Annotated in this window: 15 protein-coding genes; 2 read left to right on the top strand and 13 right to left on the bottom strand. The window is 72.4% G+C overall.

The genetic code is table 11. The features are described 5' to 3' along the window. Positions 1 to 42 precede the first annotated feature (42 nt). The 3 genes from proB to ACZ6K0_RS15140 all read right to left on the bottom strand — a co-directional run bounded on the left by proB (position 43) and on the right by ACZ6K0_RS15140 (position 2,789). Positions 43 to 1,146: a glutamate 5-kinase gene (gene proB / locus ACZ6K0_RS15150; RefSeq protein ID WP_469233825.1), complete on the bottom strand. Its 1,104-nt coding sequence runs from the start codon at positions 1,144 to 1,146 to the stop codon at positions 43 to 45. A 108-nt stretch (positions 1,147 to 1,254) separates the two neighbouring features. Then, entirely contained in the window at positions 1,255 to 1,794 is a 540-nt protein-coding gene (locus tag ACZ6K0_RS15145; RefSeq protein WP_469233534.1) for a GtrA family protein, read from the bottom strand. Then, the gene (locus tag ACZ6K0_RS15140; protein WP_376405945.1) at positions 1,794 to 2,789 is read right to left on the bottom strand and encodes a glycosyltransferase family 2 protein; all 996 of its coding nucleotides are present in this window, start codon (positions 2,787 to 2,789) and stop codon (positions 1,794 to 1,796) included. The genes ACZ6K0_RS15145 and ACZ6K0_RS15140 overlap by 1 nt, the downstream gene beginning before the upstream one ends. 251 nt (positions 2,790 to 3,040) lie before the next feature. Between ACZ6K0_RS15140 and ACZ6K0_RS15135 the strand changes: the two genes are divergently transcribed. Next, complete coding sequence (locus ACZ6K0_RS15135; RefSeq protein ID WP_469233536.1) at positions 3,041 to 4,696, top strand: hypothetical protein; 1,656 nt, start codon at positions 3,041 to 3,043, stop codon at positions 4,694 to 4,696. Positions 4,697 to 4,810: 114 nt separating this feature from the next. On the opposite strand, the gene galE is transcribed toward ACZ6K0_RS15135, so the two are convergent. The 10 genes from galE to ACZ6K0_RS15085 all read right to left on the bottom strand — a co-directional run bounded on the left by galE (position 4,811) and on the right by ACZ6K0_RS15085 (position 20,351). After that, a complete protein-coding gene (galE, locus tag ACZ6K0_RS15130; RefSeq protein ID WP_376405941.1) occupies positions 4,811 to 5,803 on the bottom strand; it encodes a UDP-glucose 4-epimerase GalE in 993 nt (330 codons plus the stop codon). Between the two features lie 89 nt (positions 5,804 to 5,892). After that, positions 5,893 to 7,128: a glycosyltransferase gene (locus ACZ6K0_RS15125; RefSeq protein ID WP_469233537.1), complete on the bottom strand. Its 1,236-nt coding sequence runs from the start codon at positions 7,126 to 7,128 to the stop codon at positions 5,893 to 5,895. Beyond that, positions 7,121 to 9,904: a CDP-glycerol glycerophosphotransferase family protein gene (locus ACZ6K0_RS15120; RefSeq protein WP_469233539.1), complete on the bottom strand. Its 2,784-nt coding sequence runs from the start codon at positions 9,902 to 9,904 to the stop codon at positions 7,121 to 7,123. Before ACZ6K0_RS15120 ends, ACZ6K0_RS15125 begins: the two co-directional genes overlap by 8 nt. A gap of 133 nt (positions 9,905 to 10,037) precedes the next feature. Next, entirely contained in the window at positions 10,038 to 11,675 is a 1,638-nt protein-coding gene (locus ACZ6K0_RS15115; RefSeq protein ID WP_469233541.1) for a glycosyltransferase family 2 protein, read from the bottom strand. A 139-nt stretch (positions 11,676 to 11,814) separates the two neighbouring features. Further along, a complete protein-coding gene (gene obgE / locus ACZ6K0_RS15110) occupies positions 11,815 to 13,254 on the bottom strand; it encodes a GTPase ObgE (RefSeq protein WP_376405933.1) in 1,440 nt (479 codons plus the stop codon). A gap of 129 nt (positions 13,255 to 13,383) precedes the next feature. Further along, positions 13,384 to 13,638, bottom strand: a complete 255-nt coding sequence (rpmA, locus tag ACZ6K0_RS15105) for a 50S ribosomal protein L27 (RefSeq protein WP_056640498.1) — start codon at positions 13,636 to 13,638, stop codon at positions 13,384 to 13,386. Between the two features lie 13 nt (positions 13,639 to 13,651). Then, positions 13,652 to 13,972: a 50S ribosomal protein L21 gene (rplU, locus tag ACZ6K0_RS15100; RefSeq protein ID WP_015033583.1), complete on the bottom strand. Its 321-nt coding sequence runs from the start codon at positions 13,970 to 13,972 to the stop codon at positions 13,652 to 13,654. Between the two features lie 245 nt (positions 13,973 to 14,217). Beyond that, positions 14,218 to 18,054 (bottom strand): Rne/Rng family ribonuclease, encoded by a 3,837-nt coding sequence (locus tag ACZ6K0_RS15095; RefSeq protein ID WP_469233543.1) that lies wholly within the window; start codon positions 18,052 to 18,054, stop codon positions 14,218 to 14,220. A 232-nt stretch (positions 18,055 to 18,286) separates the two neighbouring features. Continuing rightward, positions 18,287 to 19,078: a TIGR03936 family radical SAM-associated protein gene (locus tag ACZ6K0_RS15090; protein WP_376405929.1), complete on the bottom strand. Its 792-nt coding sequence runs from the start codon at positions 19,076 to 19,078 to the stop codon at positions 18,287 to 18,289. A 124-nt stretch (positions 19,079 to 19,202) separates the two neighbouring features. Continuing rightward, entirely contained in the window at positions 19,203 to 20,351 is a 1,149-nt protein-coding gene (locus ACZ6K0_RS15085; RefSeq protein ID WP_469233545.1) for a hypothetical protein, read from the bottom strand. Between the two features lie 211 nt (positions 20,352 to 20,562). On the opposite strand from ACZ6K0_RS15085, the gene ACZ6K0_RS15080 reads away from it, so the two are divergent. Then, positions 20,563 to 22,542 carry a glycosyltransferase gene (locus tag ACZ6K0_RS15080; RefSeq protein ID WP_376405925.1) on the top strand — a complete coding sequence of 660 codons (1,980 nt, stop codon included), beginning with the start codon at positions 20,563 to 20,565 and terminating at the stop codon, positions 22,540 to 22,542. Positions 22,543 to 22,641 lie beyond the last annotated feature (99 nt).

Below are 22,641 nucleotides of genomic sequence, written 5' to 3'. Positions count from 1 at the left end.
TTTGGTAAAGGTCCCTTCCGGATGGCCGTACTTTCAGCCGTTTCAGCGGATGACGACCAGGTCGTCACGGTGGACGACCTCGCGCTCGTACTCAGGGCCGAGTTCCCGCGCGAGCTCGGGCGTGGACCGGCCGAGCAGCTGGGGGATCTCCTTGGCGTCGAAGTTGACGAGGCCGCGGGCGACGGCTCGTCCCTCCGTGTCGCGGAGCTCGACGGGGTCACCGGCCACGAAGTCGCCTTCGACACCCGCGATACCGGCCGCGAGCAGGGACTTCTTGCCCTCGACGACCGCGCGTACGGCTCCGGCGTCGAGGGTCAGGGAGCCCTGCGGGGTGGAGGCGTGGGCGAGCCAGAGGAGCCGGTCGGCGGAGCGGCGGCCGGTGGGGTGGAAGTACGTGCCGGTGTCCCGGCCCGCGAGGGCGTCGGCGGCGCGGCTCGCGGAGGTGAGGACCACCGGGGTGCCGGCGGCGGCGGCGATCCGGGCCGCCTCGACCTTGGTGACCATGCCGCCGGTGCCGACGCCCGCCTTGCCGGCCGAGCCGATCTCGACGTGGGCGATGTCCTGGGGGCCGGTGACCTGCGCGATCCTCGACGTGCCGGGCTTGGCCGGGTCGCCGTCGTAAAGACCGTCGACGTCGGAGAGCAGGACGAGCAGGTCCGCCCGGACGAGGTGGGCGACGAGGGCGGCGAGCCGGTCGTTGTCGCCGAAGCGGATCTCGTCCGTGGCGACGGTGTCGTTCTCGTTGACGACGGGCAGCGCGCCCATGGCGAGGAGCTGGTCGAGCGTCCGGTAGGCGTTGCGGTAGTGGGCGCGGCGGCTGGTGTCGTCCGTGGTGAGGAGGACCTGGCCGACGCGGACGCCGTAGCGGGCGAAGGAGGCGGTGTAGCGGGCGACGAGGAGGCCCTGGCCGACGCTGGCGGCGGCCTGCTGGCGGGCGAGGTCCTTGGGGCGGCGGGTGAGGCCGAGCGGGGCGAGGCCTGCCGCGATGGCGCCGGAGGAGACGAGGACGATCTCCTTCTCGCCGCCGCTGCGGACCTTGGCGAGGACGTCCACGAGGGCGTCGACGCGGTCGGCGTCGAGGCCTCCGGAAGCGGTGGTGAGCGAGGAGGAGCCGACCTTGACGACGATCCTGCGGGCCTCCGTCACGTACTGCCTTGCCACGTCCGTCTGTCCCGTCACCTGCGTCGTCACCTGCGTCGTCCTCACTCGGATGTCCCACGCGCCGCGCGTGCCCCGCCGCGGCTGCGAGGCAATCTACGCGAGCCGGGACGGCTGCCGCTCGCCCATTCCGTTCTCTGGACCGGACCCCTCCGGGCCCCCCGGACCTCCCTGACCCCCCGGACCGTCTGGAGTCTTCCGGGGAACCAGGATCCGCTGGGAGAGCAGATAGGTGAACGGGATCGCCACGACGGCCGCGACGAGGGGCGCGATCCTGTCGTCCATGCCGGCCCAGGTGACGAGCGCGTACAGGCCGACGCTCTGCACGAGGTAGTTGGTGACGTTGGTGAGGGGGAAGAGGGCGAACTTCTTCCAGGTCGGCCGGGTGCGGTAGGTGAAGTAGGTGTTGAGGAAGAAGGAGCCGACCATGCTGATGAGGAAGGCGAGGGAGTACGCGGCGAAGTACGGCATCCAGGGGTGGAGGAGCAGGTAACACCCGAAGAACGTGCCCGTGTTGACGCCGCCGACCAGCGCGAACCGAAAGATCTCGGCCAGTCGCGCCCGCCGCGTGCTCTGTGCGCTCCGCGTGCCCTGTGTGCTCTGTGTGCCCTGCGTGCTGCCCTCGCCGGTCGTCATCAGCTCTCCCGGTCGGTGGCCACGACACGGATGCGCTCGGCGGCGGCACGCTCGGCCGCCCCGCGCCCGAAGGAACGGTGGGTCTCCTTCACGAGGAAGTGCGGCCGCCGTTTCGTCTCGTAGTAGATCCGGCCGATGTACTCGCCGATCAGCCCCAGCATCACCATCTGCACTCCCCCGAGCCCCACGATGATCGCGACGAGGGTGACGTATCCGGGTGCGGTGACGCCCTGGGTGATCGCCGCGACGGCCACCCAGACCGCGTACAGGACGGCGAGGCCGCTGAGCATCATTCCCAGCCACAGCGCGATGCGCAGCGGGCGGTTGTTGAAGGAGATCAGCCCGTCCATGCCGTAGTTGAGCAGGGAGCTGAACTTCCACTTCGTCTCACCGCCTTCGCGCGCGGCGTTCTGGTAGTCGAAGGTGACGGTGTCGAAGCCGATCCAGGAGAACAGCCCCTTGGAGAAGCGGTTGTACTCGGGCAGCGAGAGCAGGGCGTCGACGGCGGGGCGGGACAGCAGGCGGAAGTCCCCGACGCCGTCGGTGAGTTCCACGTCGACCCAGCGGTTGACGGCCCGGTAGTAGAAGCGGCTGAGCGCCGAGCGGAGCTTCTTGTCCCCCTCGCGGGTCCGCCGCGCCATGACCTGGTCGTGGCCCTGGTGGAAGAGGTCCAGCATGCGCGCGAGGAGCTCGGGCGGGTGCTGGAGGTCGGCGTCCATGATCACCACGGCGTCGCCGGTGGACTTGCGCAGGCCGGCGAGCATGGCGGCCTCCTTGCCGAAGTTGCGGCTGAAGGAGGCGTACTGGGTACGGTGCGGGTGCCGGGCGGCGATGGCGCGCAGTTTGCCGAGGGTGCCGTCGGAGCTGCCGTCGTCCACGTAAACGATCTCGTAGCCGACCGGGAGTCCGTCGAGCACCTGGCGCATGCGCGCGTCGAACCGTTCGACGACGTCCTCTTCGTTGAAGCAGGGAACGACGACGGAAAGCCTGGTCATGGAACGGTCACTCCAGAGGGATGAGCGAGAGTACGTCCTGAGGGACCGCCACCGAACTCTCCTTCGAGCAGCGCGGCCACGGTACTGAGGGGCGGTGACCGCCGGGCATCGCCCGGGTGACCTCTCCCGGTCGGCATGTCGTCCATGCAGCAAAGCATGCGGGGAAGATATTCATATACAGGGCATTCCTGCCCATTTATCACCCGTAGGGATGCCGTGCCACGGACCTTGACCACCTGGAGCGATGACCGGTGAGTAGGACGACCACCCCGGAGCACGGTGATGCGGGGCTCGCGGCCGGAGAAGCCGACGGGGACAGCCGTCAGCACAGGGAGAGCGGCAAGGAGAAGGACAGCGACGGGGACAAGGACACGGCCGGCCTCCGGCGGGCGCTGTCCTGGATCGCGCTGGTCGTCTCCGCCGGAGCCGGGGCGCTCCTCTCGGTCGGCGCCTTCCTCGGGCTCTACGTACGCCCCACGTCGGACGACTGGTGCGCCCTGTGGAAGGCCCGCGACATGGGCGTCCTGGGCATCACCGCGGACTTCTACCGCACCCAGAACGGGCGCGTCACGAACGCCTTCCTCACCGGGATCATCTACTCCGACGACATGCGGGGGCCGAAACTGCTGCCCGCCCTCCTCGTCGTCACGCTCGGCGCCGGGCTCTTCCTCCTCGCCCGCGCGGCGCTGCGCGCCCTGCGCCTGCCCGCGCCTCCGCCCGTCCTGCTCGCCGCGGCCGCGGCGCTCCTGTCGGCGCTGCTGTTCTTCGCCGGCACCCGCTCGTACCAGGTGCTGCTCTGGGCACCGGCGACCGTCTCCCACACCCTGCCGAGCGTGATCGGCCTCTGGGCGGTGCTCGGCGCCGTCCGGGCCGCGCGCGGCGGCCACCGGTGGGCCCGGACGGTGGCGGTGGTCTCGGCGTTCCCGACGGGGATGGCCCTCGGCATGCTCAGCGAACCCTTCGCCATGGTGGCCGGGCTGCTCGCGGGCACCGCCGCGCTCCTCTGCCTGCCCCGGCTCGGCTGGACGAAGGACCGGTACGTGCCGACCTGGTGCGCGTCCCTGTGCCTCGGGCTCGTCGCGGGCCTCGTCCTGCTCACCACGTCACCCGGTGCCCGGTGGCGGCGCGCCCAGCACCCGCAGGAGCCGCTGTCGGCCGCGCTGGTGGGAGAAACGTTCCGTGACTGGTGGCGCGTGTGGGAGACGATCGCGGGCCAGGGGGCGTACGCGGGCGCCGCCGCCGTCGGCGCGCTCCTGGGCCTCGCCCTGGGCCTGACCCTCGCCCCGGCCGGCAGCACCGCCCACACCCCCGGCAGCACCGCCCACGCCCCGGGCAGCACGCCCGGCCAGGCACCCTCGACCGGCGGCCGGACCTCCACCGCCGGGCTCCCCCCGCGCCGGCTGTTCCGGATCGCGGTGCTCCTGCCGCTGCCGCTGATCGCCCTCGCGAGCCTGGCCGTCACGTACGGGCTGCGCACCGGCTACGGAGCCGTGGGCTGGACGTACGGGCGCACCTGGACGAGCTTCCTCTTCCCGCTGCTGCTCGCCCTCTGCGCGTACGGGACGTGGGGCGGGTACCGGCTGGGGCTGCTGCTCCGGCGGGCCGGCCGGCCCGCCGCCCGCGCCGCGGCGCTGGTCGCGGTGGGGGCGATCGCCGTCGGGAGCACGGCCGCCCTGGTGCGGCCGGTGTACGAGCTGACCACGAGCACCGTGGTACGCGCGACCGCCTGGGACCGGCAGAACGCGCGGATCAAGGCGGAGGTCGCGGCGGGCGCCCGGGAGGTCGCGTACCGACCGCTCCTCATCGGCGGGCTGACCGAGCCGCTGTTCGCCCGCACGTACGAGCGGGACTGGGCCGCGCAGTGCACGGCCACGTACTACGGCGTGGACCGCATCCACCGCCCCTGAAGCACGCCCTCCGTACTCTCCGTAGTCCCCGTACTCCCGTACTCCCCGCGAAACGACGGAGTGGGGCGCCCCTGGCCGAAGCCGGGGCACCCCACTCCCTCACGTCCTCGGACGTCAGCCGGTCGTGCGGGACGCGCGGTTCGCGCCCCAGCCCTCCCAGGCGGAGCTGATCATGGCGCGAACGTCGTGACGCGCCTTCCAGCCGAGCTCCGACTCGATGCGCTCCGCGGAGGCGACGACGCGGGCCGGGTCGCCCGGGCGGCGCGGGGTGACCAGGGGCTCGACGCTGTGACCGGTGATCTCGTTGATCAGGTCGACCATCTCGCGCACCGACACGCCCTCGCCGCGCCCGATGTTCAGGGTCAGCGCGGCCGTCTCGCCGGCCTCGCCCGCCGCGGCGAGCGCGCGGGCCGCCGCGAGGTGGGCGTCCGCGATGTCGGCGACGTGGATGTAGTCGCGGATGCAGGTGCCGTCCGGGGTCGGGTAGTCGTCACCGAAGATGCGCGGGGACTCACCGGCGTCGAGCCGCTCGAAGACCATCGGCACCAGGTTGAACACACCGGTGTCGGCGAGCTCGGGGGCCGCGGCGCCCGCCACGTTGAAGTACCGCAGGCAGGCGGTGGAGATGCCGTGGGCCTGGCCGACCGCACGCGCCATCCACTCGCCGACGAGCTTGGTCTCGCCGTACGGGCTGAGCGGCAGGCACTCGGTGTCCTCGGTGACGAGGTCCACGTCGGGCATGCCGTAGACGGAGGCGGAGGAGGAGAAGAGGAAGCTCTTCACCCCGGCGCCGGCGGCGGCCTCCAGGACGGTCTGCAGACCCGTCACGTTCTCGCGGTAGTAGAACAGCGGCTGCTCGACCGACTCGCCGACCTGCTTCTTGGCGGCCAGGTGGACGATGCCCTTGACCGCGTGCTCGCGCAGCACCCCGTCGAGGAAGTCGCGGTCCAGGACCGAGCCCTTCTCGATCACGACGCCCTCGGGGACGCGCGCCGGGTTGCCCGTGCTGAGGTCGTCGACCACGACGACACGCTCGCCGGCCTCGGTCATTGCTTTGACGACATGGGAACCGATGTATCCGGCGCCGCCGGTGATGAGCCAGGTCATTCCGACAGTTTAGCCACAGGCCCGGGGCCGCCCGGCGGACTCGCACAGGGGTCCGAAGGCGGCCCCGCGGGCCCCTCCCAAGACACCCCCTAGCGCTCGATCTCCGCGAAGGCGGCGTCCCACCGGTCGAGGACGCTCGGCAGCGCCAGGCGCGCGACGTGCTCCCGTCCCGCCGCGCCGTACCGCTTCCGCAGCGCGGCGTCGTCCATGAGCTCGCCGAACGCGGCGGCGAGCCCGGGCACGTCGGCCGGCGGGACGAGGGTGCCCGTGACGCCGTCCTCGACGAGCTCCCGGACACCGCCCGAGACGTCGAAGCTCACGCACGGCACCCCGCACGCGGCGGCCTCCGCCAGCGCCATCGGACGGCCCTCGCGCTCGCTGCTGATCGCGACGACGGACAGCTCGCGGTAGGCGGCCGCCATGTCCTCGACCGTGCCGCGGAAGACGACCTGGTCGGCGACGCCGAGGTCCTCGGCCTTCATCCGCAGCTCGTTCTCCAGCGGTCCGTCGCCGAAGAGATGCAGTTCCCAGCCCTCGCGACCCGCGCCTCCGCGCCCCGCGCCCGCGCGACCCTCGCCTCCGCGCCCCGCGCGTCCGTGGCCCGCGCCCTCATGCCCCTCGCCCGCGCGCGCCCGCGCGAAGGCCTCGATCATGCGGTCGTACCGCTTGATCGGGTCCAGCCGGCCGACCGCGCCGATCCTGTGGGTGTCGAGCGGGGCCCGCTCGTCCGGGTAGAACGGCAGCGGGTTCGGCATCACCCGTACGTTGGGCACGCGCTGGTTGACGAACTCGACCGCGTCCCCCTCGGAGAGGACCAGGGTCTGCTCCAGAGCCGGGTAGTGACGCCGGATCAGCCCCAGGTTGGCGCTGCGCCTGGCCTGCGCGAAGGACTCGTGGTACTGCCCGACGCCCTTGAGGTGATGCCAGTCCAGCGGCATGACCCAGTCCACCGCCCACGGCGAACCGAAGACGATGTAGCCGTCCTCGACCGCCGACAGCCTCCGCTGCATCTCCGCCCGCGCGTGCTCGCGGGCGGCCCGCGCCCGCCGGGCGTCGGCGCGCCGCGCCAGGCTGAGCCGGTCGCCGACCGTCCGCACCGGCGGCTTGGGGTCCGCGGCCGGCGGGTAGAGCGTCGCGTGGCGGTACGCGCGCGTGGCGTTGTACGGGAAGGGCTCGGGGCTCGGCCGGATGCCGATCAGCTCGACGCGGTGACCCCGCTCGCCCATGCCCTGGGCGAGGGTGTGCAACACCCGCTGGGATCCGCCCATCGAGTCGACGTCGACACCGACGAAGAACACGTTGCGGGCGCGGGAGGCCTCAGTCATGGGTGCCGCCTTCGAAAAAAGCGTCGACCACCAGCTTGCTCGCGTGGCCGGTCTCGTACGAGCAGAACATCTCCTGGAAGCGCGCGTAGCGCCGGGCGTGCCGCTCCCGCACGCCCTCCAGGTCCCGCACGGCGGCGGCGAGGTCCTCGGTGGTCGTCAGCATCGGCCCCGGGGCGATGTCCTCGAGGTCGTAGTACGTGCCCCGGTCGCCGCCCTTGTAGTCCTCGTAGTCGTCCGTGTACAGCAGTATCGGGCGGCCGGTGTTGGCGTAGTCGAACATCAGGGACGAGTAGTCCGTGAGGACCGCGTCCGAGGCCAGCATCAGGTCGTTGACGTCGGCGAACGCGGAGCCGTCGCGGAGGAAGTGACCGAGCTCGGGATCGATCGTGAACCGGTCGTACGGGTGGGCCCGCACGACGACGATCCACTCGTCGGAGAGGTACGGGGCCAGCTCCCCGAAGTCCACCCGGATCGACTGTCCGGTGCGGCGGGCCGCGTCGCGGAAGGTCGGGGCGTAGAGCAGCACCTTGCGGTCGGCCGGGATGTCCAGGGCCTCGCGGGTGGCGGCCGCCCTGGCCCGCTGCTCCGGCTCGGCCCAGCGCACGAGCACGTCGTTGCGCGGGTAGCCGGAGCGGATGAGATCGGCCTGGACCTCGAAGGCCGGGACGAAGGTCCGCTCGAACTCGGCGCTCGGGCAGACGAGCGCGTCCCAGCGGCCCACGGCGGCGCGGAACCGTCCCTTCTCGATCTCCGAGGCGCCGCGCAGCGACGGGACGTCGAAGCCCATCGCCTTGAAGGTCTGGCCGTGCCAGGTCTGCAGGTACCGGGTGCCCTTGGGCTTCGCGTAGAGGTACGGCAGGTTGTGCGAGTCGACCCAGTACGTGGCCCGGGCCAGCGCGCGGCCGTAGGCGAAGCTGCCGCGCTTCACGAGCGTGACGTCGTCGGGGAAGGAGTCCCGGCTGCCGGAGTACGCCCAGACCACGTCGATCGGGAGGTTGCGGCGCTTGAGCTCCTCGTAGACGTAGCGGGGGTTGTCCGCGTAGCCGCGGCCCTCCACCGCCTCGAAGACGGCCAGGCCGCGCTTGCGCGGGAACTTGGCGACGGCGTCGTAGGCCGTCGCCTTGCCCTCGTTGCCGACGAGGATCTTCTTGACCTTGCCGACCTTGGCCTTGGTCTTGCGGGCGTAGGGGCCGAGGGGTTCGAGGGACTTCAGGACGCCGGAGCGCTGCCAGGTCACCTCGAGCCGCCCCGCGCCCTTCTGCTCGGCCTGGACGCGCACATGGTGGATGCCGAACGTGTGGTACCTGAGGGTGGCGCGGAAGTCGGGCTGGTCGTGCTGGGCCAGCAGGATGTCCGTACGCCGCGCGCCGTCCTGTTCCAGGGCGATCACCGGGTGGCGGCGGGTCGCCACGCCGACCTTGCCGACCGGGACCTTCCGCAGGTCCAGTTCGGCCCGGGAGACGTACTGCCCCGCGCCGTCCGGGACGAGCGTGAGCGGCACCGTCAGCGGCGTCTTGTGGGCGGCGAGCTTGGCCGAGGCCTTCGTGTCCTCGGTGATCAGGCCGACCGGATCGTACGTACGGATCTCCAGGCGCAGGACCGGGCCGAGCATCGACACGGAGGTCAGCTCGTGCCGCAGGCGCCCGCTGCCGAGGACCTGGTCGCGCAGGTGCCACTCGCCGAGGTCCAGCTCGCCGCGGCTCGCGTCGTCGGCGGGGGCGACGTCGCCCCAGTAGGGGATCCCGTCCACCTCGGTCACGGCGCGGGGCGCGAGCTGCGGCCGGCCGAACTGGCGGGCGGCCACGGCGGCCTCCTCCAGTCTGCCGGTGCGCAGCAGATGGACGCAGACGCGCTCCTCGCGCGAGAGCCGCTCGTAGGTCTCGTCGGCAATCTCGTCGAGGTAGGGGGTGACCTCGGCGGCGAACTCCGCGATCCAGTCGGCGTCGCGGAACGGCAGGTCGCCCAGGTACAGGCGGAAGTCGTGGCGGAGGAACTTGTGGTCCTTCTCCGCGCGGAGCCCGGTGTCGCCGCGCTCCTCCAGCCAGGCGTCGATCAGCCGCGCCACGCCGATGCGGTCGCGGACGTTCTGGATCTTGTGGCGGCTCGACGAGATGGAGACGCTCTCCGGCGCGAGACGCCAGGTGTAGACCGGCCACGGGACGACGGCGAAGGTCTCCGCGAGCGTGTACGCCTGCGCGGAGAACAGCTGGTCCTCGTAGTGGATGCCCTCGGGGAAGGCGAGCCCGTTGTCCCGGATGAAGGCGGTGCGGTAGAGCTTGTTCGTCGACAGGTGGTCGAAGAAGTACTCGGGCCGCTCGGCGATGCCCTCCACGACCCGCTGTTCGGTGAAGAGGTGCGGGTACCACAGGCCCGTGGAATCGGACGCCTCGTAGAGCCGGGTCACCTCACCGGTCACGAAGTCGACGCCGGTCTCCTCGGCGACCAGCAGCATGCTCTTGCAGGCGTGCCGGGGCAGTTCGTCGTCGCTGTCGAGGAACATGACGTACGGGGCGCGCGCGACCGCGATGCCGCGGTTGCGGGGGGCGCTGCAGCCGCCGCTGTTCTGCTCCAGGCGCGCGTAGCGCACGCGCGGGTCGGAGGCCTCCAGGGCCCGCGCGACGCGCTCGGTGCCATCGGTCGAACAGTCGTCGGCGATGATCACTTCGAGGTTGTTCAGGGTCTGGTCGAGTACGGACCGAACCGCTCGTGGGAGCCGTTCCTCATCGTTGTAGACGATGACGACGACGCTCACATCGGGGACGTCGCTAGTCGGCATCCAAGTCCTCTCACACAGGCATGCGGTGGTACGGGCGCGCTCACAGTTGATTGATGAACGCCCCCGGCGACCGCCAAGTCACGACCCGGCGGGAAATTGTTCCGAAACTCCTCCCCCGCGCATCGGGTGGTGTTCACCGCCTCGCCAGCAGCCTCCTCATCCGTCCGGACACCACCTGGCGGGCGCCCGCCCCACCCCCCGTGAGCCGGAGGACCAGGCCGCGGCGCGCCGTGGCCATGACCTGGACGAGGAGGACGCGGCCGAGCCGGCCGAGGACCACGCCGCGCCGGCCGCCGAACCCGTCCGGTGCCCTGACCTCGGCGCATCCGGTCGAGCCGTCCGCGTACCGCAGCTCGGCGCGGAACGACCAGGAGGCGAGCCGGCCGGAGCGGAGCAGCTGCGCGGTGGGGACCCGCACGGTGGCGGTCCAGCCCGCGTCGGCGGGGAGCAGCGGGGCCTCGGCGGAGAGGTCCGCGACCGACGCGCGTTCGGCGAACCCGACCCGGACGGAGACGGGGTGCAGCGCGCCGACCCGCCCGTACAGCTCGTGCACGGTGAGGGTCACCCGGGTGGTCCCGCCGACGGAGACGGCGCCGTCCACGGCGACCGGCAGCCCGGCCGGGGCCAGCTCGGCGAGACCGTCCAGCGGTACGTCGCAGGGGGCGGCGGCCAGCACCGGGGCGCCGTCCTCGGCCCGGGGGTACGGAGGGGCGAGCCGCGGCCGGCCGGCGGCGAGCTCGACGAACCGGGTGAGCCCGCGCCCCTCGGGTACGGCGGCGAGGGCCATGAGCCCGGAGTACAGCCAGCGGTTCGGCGCCGGGGCGGCGGCGACCGCGTCGGCGTCGAAGCTGGCGAGGTGGTCGCGGGTGACGGTCCACCAGTCGGCGCGGTAGGCGGCGGTCCGTCGCGGCAGCTCGCGGAGGTACATGGGGAGGTCGTAGTCGAGGAACTTCGTCTGCGCGGCGGCGGCGAGCACGGGGCTCCCGGCCTTGCGGAACACCTCGACGACGGCGCGGTGCGCGGCGACCCGGTGCTCCCAGTTCGCGAGGGAGGCCTGGCGCAGCGAGATCGACAGGTTCGCGGCCTGGCGCCGCACGTGCCAGACGTACAGGGGCACGTCGGTGACGGCGAGCCGGGGGGCGGCGGCCTGGACGCGGGCGCCGAAGACGAAGTCCTCGTAGTGGAAGGCGCCTTCGGGGAAGCGGATCGCATGCCCGTTCAGGAAGGCGCGGCGGTACAGCTTGTTGACGGAGAGGGTGTCGAGGACCAGCTCGGGGTGTCCTTCGACGCCGTCGAGGACGGTGCCGGGGAGGGTGGCGCCCCGGGAGACGTCGTACAGCCGGGCCGCCCAGACGGTCTCGCGGCCCCCGGGGAGCTCGCGCCGCACGCAGAGGCCGGTGACGACGTCCGCGCGCTCCCGGACCGCGACGGCGAGGAGCGCGTCGACGGCGCCGGGGATCAGCACGTCGTCGCTGTCGAGGAACACGACGTACGGGTGGACGGCGGCGGCGATGCCGTCGTTGCGGGGGGTGCCGCAGCCGCCGCTGTTGACCTCGCGGCGCAGCGGCCGTACGCGCGGCTCGTCGGCGAATCCGGCGAGCACGTCGGGCGTCGCGTCCTCGGAGGCGTCGTCGACGACGAGGACCTCCCCGACGCCCTCGCCCTGCGCGAGCGCGGAACGGATCGCGTCGCCGACGCGCTCGGCGTCGTTGTACGCGATGACGACGACACTGACCCGTGCCGCGTCCTGTGACTCGGTGGGCTGAATCATCCGCGCATCGTAGCGGGACGCACACGGAGCGTAAGACGGGAAGCGGAAAAGAGAGGGCCGCCGAACGCATCGGCGACCCTCTCCTCGACAGACCCGTTCCCGAAGGGGTCAGACCCGATCCGGAACAGGCTCGGCCCCGCTAGAAGGGGTCGAAGTCGTCGTACTCGCGCTGTGCGTCGTCCCGCTGGGCGTCGCGGTCGCGGCGGCGCTGCGCCGCCGGGCGCGGGGCCTCCAGGCGGTGGTCCTCGCCACGGCGGCCGAGCATCTCGGCGCCCGCCATCATCGACGGCTCCCAGTCGAAGACGACCGAGTTGTCGTCGGCGCCGATCGCGACACCGTCGCCCGCGCGGGCGCCCGCCTTCATCAGACGGTCCTCGACGCCGAGGCGGTTGAGGCGGTCGGCGAGGTAGCCGACGGCCTCGTCGTTGTTGAAGTCGGTCTGGCGGACCCAGCGCTCCGGCTTGTCGCCGCGCACCCGGTACACGTCCTCGGCCTCGTCGTACACGACGGTGAAGCCCGCGTCGTCGACGGCCTTCGGGGTGATGACGATCCGGGTCGCCTCCTCCTTCGGCTTGGCCGCGCGCGATTCCGCGACGATGCCGGCGAGGGCGAAGGAGAGCTCCTTCAGACCCGTACGGGCCACGGCGGAGGCCTCGTACACCTGGTAGCCGCGGGCCTCCAGGTCCGGGCGGATCATGTCCGCGAGGTCCTGGCCGTCCGGGATGTCGATCTTGTTGAGGACGACGATCCGGGGCCGGTCCTCCAGGCCGCCGTACTGCCGCAGCTCCTCCTCGATGATGTCGAGGTCGGAGACCGGGTCGCGGTCGGACTCCAGCGTCGCCGTGTCCAGGACGTGCACGAGGACGGAGCAGCGCTCCACGTGCCGCAGGAACTCCAGGCCCAGGCCGCGGCCCTGGCTCGCACCCGGGATCAGGCCCGGCACGTCGGCGATCGTGTAGACGGTCGAGCCGGCCGTGACCACGCCCAGGTTCGGGACGAGCGTCGTGAAGGGGTAGTCCGCGATCTTCGGCTTGGCGGCCGACAGGACGGAGATGAGCGAGGACTTGCCCGCGCTCGGGTAGCCGACGAGGGCCACGTCGGCGACGGTCTTGAGCTCCAGGACGATGTCCCGCGACTCGCCGGGCTCGCCGAGGAGGGCGAAGCCGGGGGCCTTGCGGCGGGCGGAGGCCAGCGCGGCGTTGCCGAGGCCGCCGCGGCCGCCCTGGCCCGCGACGAAGGTGGTGCCCTCGCCGACGAGGTCGGCGAGCACGTTGCCCTGCTTGTCGAGGACGACGGTGCCGTCGGGGACGGTCAGGACGAGGTCCTGGCCCTCCTTGCCGGAGCGGTTGTCGCCGGCGCCGGGCTGACCGTTGGTGGCCTTGCGGTGCGGCGAGTGGTGGTACTCGAGGAGCGTGGTGACCGACTGGTCGACGACCAGGGTCACGTCGCCGCCGCGGCCACCGTTGCCGCCGTCGGGTCCGCCGAGCGGCTTGAACTTCTCCCGGTGAACGGAGGCGCAGCCGTGGCCTCCGTTACCCGCGGCGACATGCAGCTCGACGCGGTCCACGAAGGTGGTCATGGTTGTGCCTCCAGTTTGGGGGTACCCCCGGCCGAAGGGCGGGGGAGTACGGAATGTCTATCTAGTAACACGCGAAAGGCGGACCCGCTTCCCGTACGGGAAGTGAGGTCCGCCTCCGCAAAGATCCGATCAGGCGACCGGAACGATGTTCACGACCTTGCGGCCACGGTGGGTGCCGAACTGCACCGAACCGGGCAGCAGAGCGAACAGCGTGTCGTCGCCGCCACGGCCGACGCCGGAGCCCGGGTGGAAGTGGGTGCCGCGCTGGCGGACGAGGATCTCACCAGCGGAAACGACCTGACCGCCGAAGCGCTTCACGCCGAGCCGCTGAGCGTTGGAATCGCGCCCGTTCCGGGTGGACGATGCGCCCTTCTTGTGTGCCATGTCTCAGTCCCTCTTACTTCGCAGCCGCGGGGATACCGGTGACCTTGATCGCCGTGTACTGCTGGCGGTGACCCTGGCGACGGCGGTAGCCGGTCTTGTTCTTGTAGCGCAGGATGTCGATCTTGGCGCCCTTGTGGTGGTCCACGACCTCGGCCGTGACCTTGATGCCGGCCAGGACCCACGGGTCGCTGGTCACGGCGTCGCCGTCGACAACGAGCAGGGTCGAGAGCTCGACCGTGTCGCCAACCTTGGCAGTGGAAATCTTGTCAACCTCAACGATGTCGCCGACAGCAACCTTGTGCTGGCGACCACCGCTGCGCACGATGGCGTACACGCGGATCTCTCTCTCACTCGGGATCGAAAACCTCTGAAGCCAGCCGCTCACACGGGCCCAGGGGCCCGCGGCGTTCCGGAATCGGACGAGCGGCCTCTCCCGACGAGCGGGAGGGAGTTGCTCAGAGGCGCGACGCGTCCAGTCAGACACGCCGACGGTCTAGGTTACGGGCGCTTGCCACAGAGGGTCAAATTCGCCCGAGCGGGTGCGGGCCGTCCTGAAGGGGACGGCCCGCGCCCGGTGGATCAGTCCTGGGCCGGAGCCGCGGTCTTCTCCGCCGCCTTCTTGGCCGGGGCCTTCTTGGCGGTGGTCTTCTTCGCCGCCGTCTTCTTGGTCGCCGCCGTCTTCTTGGTGGCGGCCTTCTTGGCGGTGGTGGTGGCCTTCTTCGCGGTCTTGCGCGCGGCCGTCTTCTTGGCCGGCGCGGCCTCGGTCTCGGGCTCCGCCGCGGCCGGCTCGGCCTCGGCGGGGGCCGTGGCGACCACGAGGACGGCCGCTTCCTCGGCGCCCGCGGGCGCTCCGGCGGGAGCGGTGGCCTTGCGGACGACCCGGCGGCGGGCGCGCGGCGGGGCGGCCACGGGGGCCTCCTCGACGACGGGCTCGGGCGCGGTCTCCACGACGGGCTCCGGCTCCGGGGCGGCCTCGACGACCACCTCGGCGACCGGCGCGGCGGCCTCCGTCGTCGACACGACCGGGGACGTCACGCGGCGCGTGGCGCGACGGCGACCGCGCGGTGCCGGGGCGGCGGTCTCCTCGACCACCGGCTCGGCCACCGGCTCGGCGACGGGCTCCGCCACCGGCTCGACGACCGCTTCGACCTCGACGGCGGGGGCGGGCGCCGCGACGGGCTCCGGCTCCACCTCGTAGGTCTCGGTCTCCACGACGCGGGCCGGGGCGGCCGGCGCGGACACCCTGCGGGTGGCGCGGCGACGGCCACGACCGCGCGTGGCGGCGGCCTCGGCCTCGGCGATGCTGCCGTACAGCTCCTCGTCCGGGGCGATGGGCTCGGGGAGGGCCACCGGCGCGGCCAGCTCCGCCGCGACCTCGGCCTCGGTCTCGGCCTCGGTGGCGTCGCCGGACTCGACGGTGTCGTGCTCGTGGACGTGCTCGGCGCCGCCGCGGCCGCGCTTCTTCGCCCGCTTGCCGCCACCGCCGCCGACAGCGGTCGGCTGCTCCATGTGGACGATGACACCGCGGCCGTTGCAGTGGACGCAGGTCTCGGAGAAGGACTCCAGGAGGCCCTGGCCGACCCGCTTGCGGGTCATCTGGACCAGGCCGAGCGAGGTGACCTCGGCCACCTGGTGCTTGGTCCGGTCCCGGCCCAGGCACTCCAGGAGGCGGCGCAGCACCAGGTCGCGGTTGGACTCCAGGACCATGTCGATGAAGTCGATGACGACGATGCCGCCGAGGTCGCGCAGGCGCAGCTGGCGCACGATCTCCTCGGCCGCTTCGAGGTTGTTCCTCGTCACGGTCTCTTCGAGGTTGCCGCCCTGGCCGGTGAACTTGCCGGTGTTGACGTCGACGACGATCATCGCCTCGGTCTTGTCGATCACCAGCGAGCCGCCGGACGGCAGCCAGACCTTGCGGTCCAGCGCCTTCATGAGCTGCTCGTCGATCCGGTACGTCGCGAAGACGTCGACCTCGCTCGTCCACTTGGACAGGCGGTCGGCCAGGTCCGGGGCGACGTGCGAGACGTATCCGTGGATGGTCTCCCACGCCTCGTCGCCGCTGACGATGACCTTGGAGAAGTCCTCGTTGAAGATGTCGCGGACGACCCGGACGGTCATGTCCGGCTCGCCGTACAGCAGGCTCGGCGCGCTCGTCGAGATCTGCTTCGCCTTCTTCTGGATGTCCTCCCACTGCGCCTGCAGTCGCTCGACGTCGCGGCGCAGCTCGTCCTCGCTCGCGCCCTCGGCGGCGGTGCGCACGATGACGCCCGCGTCCTCGGGGACGATCTTCTTGAGGATGGTCTTCAGGCGGGCGCGCTCGGTGTCCGGGAGCTTGCGGCTGATGCCGGTCATCGAGCCCTCGGGCACGTACACGAGGTAGCGGCCGGGCAGCGAGACCTGGCTGGTCAGACGGGCACCCTTGTGGCCGATCGGGTCCTTCGTCACCTGGACGAGGACCGACTGGCCGGACTTGAGGGCGGTCTCGATGCGGCGCGGGCCGTGGCCCATGCCGAGCGCCTCGAAGTTGACCTCACCGGCGTAGAGGACGGCGTTGCGGCCCTTGCCGATGTCGACGAAGGCGGCCTCCATCGACGGCAGGACGTTCTGGACCTTGCCCAGGTAGACGTTGCCGACGTACGAGGTGGCCTGCTCCTTGTTGACGTAGTGCTCGACGAGCACGTTGTCTTCGAGGACGCCGATCTGGGTGCGCTCGCCGCTCTGGCGGACGACCATGACGCGCTCGACGGCCTCGCGGCGGGCCAGGAACTCGGCCTCGGTGATGATCGGGACGCGGCGGCGGCCCTGCTCGCGGCCCTCGCGGCGGCGCTGCTTCTTGGCCTCCAGACGGGTCGAGCCCTTGATGGACTGGACCTCGTCGGCGCCCGTGCCGGGCTCGGCCTTCTCGCGGGCCGGGCGCGGCTCGCGGACCTTGACGACCGTACGGACGCCTTCCTCGTCGGCGCCCTCGACGTCGGCGGAGGCGTCCCCGCTGCGACGGCGGCGACGGCGACGGCGACGGGAGCTGCTGGAGCCGCCGGCGTACGCCTCGGACTCGTCCTGCTCGTCCTCGCCCTCCTCGGTGTCCTCCTCGGCCTGGAGCTCGTCGGTCTCCTCGGCCTCGTCGACCTCGGTGAGCTCACCGCGGCGACGGCGACGGCCGCCACGGCGGCGACGGCGGGACGGGCGGTCCCCGTACTCGTCCGTCTCCTCGGTCTCCTCGGCCTCGTCGAGCTCGTCGGCGGCGGCCTCGACCTCGGGCTCGTCGGCGACGGTGGCGGGGACGGGCTCGACGGCGACGGGCTCGCCGCGGCGGCGACGGCGACGGCGGGAGCCGGCCTCGGCCCGCTCCGTGGCCTCCGGGATCTCGATGGGCCCGGCCGTCTCGACGACCTCGGCCTCGACGGCCTCGACGGTCTCGTCGAGCTCCTCCTCCTCCAGCTCCTCCGGCTCCACGACCTCGGCGGCGGCCATGGCGGCCGTCTCGGGGGTCTGGAACATCGGCTCGGAGAAGACCGGGGCCTGGAAGACGGCGACGGCGGGACGCTCGGCGCGGCGGGCGCGGGACGTCTCCGGCTTCGTGACCGGCTCGGAGGTGAACTGCGGCGAGGTGGCGCGGCGGCGGCCGCGGCCGCGGGTGGCGGCGGTCTCGGCGGCGGCGACCTCGGCCTCGTCGGCGGCGATCTGCGCGACGGCGGCCTGCGGCAGCGACTCGCCGGTGGCGGCGGTCTCGGCGGCCGTCTCGGGGGTGGCCTCGGGCGAGGTGACCCTGCGGGTGGCGCGGCGGCGGGTGCGCGCGGCGGGCGCGGCGGGCGCGGCGGCCTCCTCGACCGGAGCGGCGGCGGCCTCGGCGACCGGCGCGGCCTCGACGGGAACCTCGGCGGCGGCCGTGGAGGTCACCGGCGAGGTGGCCTTACGGGTGGCACGGCGACGCGCAGGACGCGCAGGAGCGGCCTCGGCGGTCTCCTCGACCGGAGCGGTGGCGGTCTCCTCGACCTGTGCGGCGGGGGCCTCGGCGGCGGCCGTGGAGGTCACCGGCGAGGTGGCCTTACGGGTGGCACGGCGACGCGTCGGACGCGTCGGAGCGGCCTCGGCGGCGTCGTCGGCCGGAGCGGCGGCGGTCTCGGCGACCGGCGCGGTCTCGGCGGGGACCTCCGCAAGGGGGGCGCCGACCTCGACGGTCTCCACCGCAGGGGCGGTGGCCTTGCGGGTGGCGCGGCGGCGGGTGCGCGGCGCGGGGGCGGCCTCTGCCTCGACCGGGGCGGCCTCCACGGCCGGGGTCTCGGCGGTCGCCTGGGTGTCGGTGGCCTCGGCTCCGGCTGTCACCGGCGGACCGGCGGGGCGGGAAGCGGCGCGGCGCCGACGGCGCGGCGGCAGCTTGTCACCGGGGGCGTTGGTGTCTTCGTTGGACTCGAGCATGCGGGGTTCTCCCGTCACGCTCCCGGGCGCCGCGCCTGGTTCCGGTCCGGCGGCACGATCACGCCTGTGGCGCGGTGCCGCCGTCCGGGGCGCGGGCGCCGCACGGGAGCTGATGTCTGGCTCGCCGGTTCCGTACGCCCTGTGCGGACGGCCTGGCGAAAGTCTCCTGGTCAGTGCGCTGCCCGACCCAGGTGGCTCCCGAGTACCAGGGCGGCGCTACAACGACCGCTCCCTACGCGGTACCTGCACCCGGCGCCGTCGCTGAGGCGGTCGCGGCGGCCGTGGATGAAGCGGCCGTGACTGCCTCGCGGTCGGGCGCGAGCGGGTCGGTCACCGTGCCGGACTCCTCGTCGAAGAGCCCCTGCGCCAGCCTGGTCACCGCAGCGGGGACCGGCGGCGCCAGGTCGGCCACAGCTCGGAGACCGGACAGGACGTCGTCGGGTCGTACGGCAGGTGTCACGTGCCGAACAACCAGCCGCAGTATCGCACAGGCGCTGTCCAGCGGCCTATCACCCTGGGGATCGCCCTGGGGACGGGACACCGTCAGCTCGGTGACCGCGGAGCGGGCGTCGAAGGTGCGGATGCCGTTCTTGGTCTTGCGCTGTACTTCCACGGTCTCGGCCGCGAGAAACGCCTCGGCGGCCTTCTGCGCTTCCTCGACGGTGACGCCTTCGAGCCGCAGCTCCCACACGGATGCGGTGAGCCGCTCGGCGAGACCCGAGGTCCGGGCCTCGACGGCGTCGGTGATGTCGAGGCCCGCGGGAAGGGACTCGTCGAGCAGGGCCCGCAGCATCTCGGGGTCGCGCGTCTGGGTGAGCGCGATCTCCAGGTACTCGGCCTCGGAGCCCGTACCGGTCGGGGCGGCGTTGGCGTACGACACCTTGGGGTGCGGGGTGAAGCCGGCCGAGTACGCCATGGGCACCTCGGCGCGGCGCAGCGCCCGCTCGAAGGCGCGCTGGAAGTCACGGTGGCTGGTGAACCGGAGGCGGCCGCGCTTGGTGTAGCGCAGTCGGATGCGCTGCACCGCCGGTGCGGGCGGCGGGCCTTCGGGCTGTCGCTTGCCCAGTGGTTCTTCTCCTCGGTGCGGGGCGGACGCGGGGAGCGCGCCGCCCTCAGGTGTACGGGGGGCTCCCTCGGGGCCGGCCGGCTCACCCCCGCTGGTGCGGGGAGATCTCGGCCTCGGCCACCATGCCGGGAACGGTCTGTTGTGGTGCAGCACCTCCCAGGTTACGCGCCTGACCCCGTATGGCGTTCACAGGCTCCGGCTGCCGCTCCCCGCCGACCAGTGCGTGCCACGCGTCGCGGCGCGCCCGGCGCACGGTGTCCCGTGCCGAGGCGAGGGCGGCGCGGACCGCCCGGCCGGTCTCCACGGCGGCCCTCTTCGCCGGACGCCACAGGGCGTCGCGGACGACGTGCCCGACCGGGGTGCACACGTTGCGGTAGAACCAGCTCGCGGGGCGGCCGATCAGGTGCCGGGCGAGCCACTTCAGGGCGCGGCCGACGGCGAGGGAGACGTACCCGGCGACGCGCCAGGCGACCGCGAAGGCGTCGGCGATCTCGCGGGCGATCACCGCGAGGACCCGTCCGACGGGGGTGAGGACCCAGCGGTAGAGGAACACGGCGGGAACGACGACGAAGATCTTCGCCAGCCACGTCAGGGCGGCGGCGAGGCCCCTGCCGAGCCAGGCGAGGCCCGTGGCCGCGCCCCTGCCGAGCCAGGCGAGGGCATGGCCGAGCGGGGTGAGGAGGTAGCGGTACGTCCCCGAGGCGAGGGGTACGGCCACGTACCTCCAGAGGGCCGTCCACGGCCAGACCAGTACCGCCCACAGGGCCAGGCCGGCGCCGCGCCCGAGCGGTGCGAGCAGCCGGGTGTACGCCCAGGCCGCCGCCCGGGCCAGGCCGCGTCCGAGCGGCGCCAGGACGGTCCGGTACAGCCAGGCCGCCGGGGCGGCGATCAGGTGGACGGCGAGCGGTACGACGACGTAGCGCCACAGCCCCAGCCAGGGCCAGTAGAGGACCGCTTTGCACAGCCACCACGTCGCCGCGGCGAGGGCTTGGGCCATCCGGGCGACGGCGCGCCCCAGGGGTGCGAGGAGGTGCTCGTGGAGCCAGTCGTACGCGCGGCCCAGCGGGCGCAGCAGTATCCGGCTCAGAAGGGCGCCGCACAGGGCGAGCGCGTCCCAGACGAGGCGCAGGGGCACGACGACGACCAGCACCACGATCCGTACGGGAATCCTGATGGCCGCCGTCAGACAGCCTTCGGGTTCCGGCCGCGGGGCCTCTTTCTCCGGGTACATGTCACGGGAGACGCGAAAGGTCCGTTCGCGGTTCACCTCCGCGGCCGGATGCGGACGGTTCGGCACCGCCTCCAGGAGTGGGCCCGTAGCCTAGGTCCCTACGCCCGTCCCCCCACACACCTCTTGCGCATCCCCCCACCTACTCCAGGACACGTTGAGGCTCGGTATGAAAATATCCTTCCTTCTGGTCGACCGCTGTCATATCGGCGGCGTGGTCAGTGCCATCCACAACCTGGCCAAGGCGCTGGCGGACCACCACGAGGTCGAGCTGGTCTCGCTCCGCCGCAACCTCGACCAGGCGTTCTTCCCGCTTGATCCCCGGGTGAAGACCCTCGCCCTCACGGACATGCGGAAGCACTCCCACACGTACGACGGCGACGACCCGATGATCGAGGTCTTCCCGCACATCTACCCGAACGAGCCGACGGACAAGAAGCCGTGGGTCAGCCGTCTGGCCGAGAAGCGGCTGATGGAGTACCTGGCCACGACCGACGCCGACATCGTGGTCAGCAACAACCCCAAGATCACGATCATGCTGGCCTACTCGGACCGCGACTTCCTGAAGGTCGCGATGGAGCACTCGCGGCCCGCGCGGTACGGCCCGCACATCCGTGACGCCCTCTTCCGGGACGCGTACCCGAAGATGGACGCGATCACGGCGCCGACGCCGGACGAGTGCAAGACCATCGCCGGGGTCGTCCCGGCCGTGACCCACCTGCTCTCCCCGATGCCCAACTGCATCCCGGCCCACGAGGGCCAGATGTCCACCGGCGACAACAAGATCGTCGTCACCGCCGGTCTGCTGAAGACCCACAAGGGCTTCGGCGACCTCATCGAGGCCTTCTCCACCGTGGCGCCGCGCCACCCGGACTGGAGCCTGCGGATCTACGGCTCCGGCCCCGAGCGCGCCAACCTGCGCAAGAAGATCAACGACACGGACAGCAACAACCAGATCTTCCTGATGGGCCCGGCCACGCCGGTCACCCCGGAGTTCGCCAAGGCCTCCGTGTTCGTCCTCCCCTCCCACCTGGAGGCCTTCGGCAACGTCACCGTCGAGGCGATGGCGGCCGGTCTGCCGGCGATCTGCTACGACGCCCCGCACGGCCCGCGCAACATCATCAAGCAGGGCGAGGACGGCTACGTCGTGCCGCTCGGCGACAAGGTGGCGCTCGCCGAGCACATCGAGAAGCTGATCTCCGACGAGGACCTGCGCCGGAAGATGGCGGCCGCCGCGGTGGCCAACGTGGTCCGCTTCCAGGAGGCCGAGACCGTCGCCCGCTTCGAGCGGCTCGTGGAGACCATGCGGGCCCGCCGGGCCGTCCCGCGCTCGGCCGCCACCGTGGTCACCCCGCAGGGCGACCTCCGGGTGCGGATCGACGGACTGCCCGCCGACAGCGACGCCGAGCTGGTCTGCAAGGACATCCGCAAGAAGGCCGACGAGGTCGTCTTCCCCTTCGTCGGCGAGGAGGCGCTGGTCCCCTCCCTCGGCAAGCTCGTCGAGGGCGACTGGGAGCTGGCGATCCGCTCCGCCGGCTTCGACCTGCCGCTGCGGTCGTCCGGCTGCGACACCCTCCAGATCCTGTCGCTGAAGCTTCCGCGCACCGAGGGCCCCGCCCTGTCGCTGCTGCTGCCGCACACCCACACGGACGGCACCCTGCGGGTGCAGAGCCGCGTGCGCGCCCAGCACGTCGAGGTCGCCGCCCTGCACGCCGGCGCCGCCTCGATCGTCATCGACGCGGCGGCCTGGGGCGTCGAGCCCCGCGCCGGCAGCCTGATCGAGGCCGTGCACCGCAAGGAGGCCGACAAGAACTTCACCTTCCCGGTGAAGGCCGGCGCCGACGGACACTTCACGGCCACCCTGGACAACGCCGCCGCGGCCCGCCTCCACCAGGCCGGCGCCGAGGACGTCTGGGACCTCTGGCTGCTGCCGGACAAGAACTCCGCCCGGATCCGCGTCTGCAAGCTGGCCACCGACGTGCTCACCCCGATGGACGTCTTCACCTACCCGTACCCGGTGGTGAAGAGCTCCGGCGCCCCGGTCGCGGCCGCCGAGGACACCAAGGCGAAGAGCGGCGGCTGGCGCAACCGGCTGTCCGCCGTCCCCACCGCCGTCGCCGGCGCACGGCACGAACTGCGCCCGTACTTCTCCAGCAACGGTCAGCTCTCGCTGAAGATCATCGACAAGAAGTGACCGGCGGGCGGTAGCCGGTCCCGGCCCGCACGACGAAGCCCCGGCCCGCAGGGAGACCTGCGGACCGGGGCTTCTCCGTACGCCCGGGGCTCTTCCGTG

This window comes from Streptomyces sp. NPDC042346 (assembly GCF_055581845.1).
This window is presented reverse-complemented; position numbering and strand designations above follow the sequence as displayed.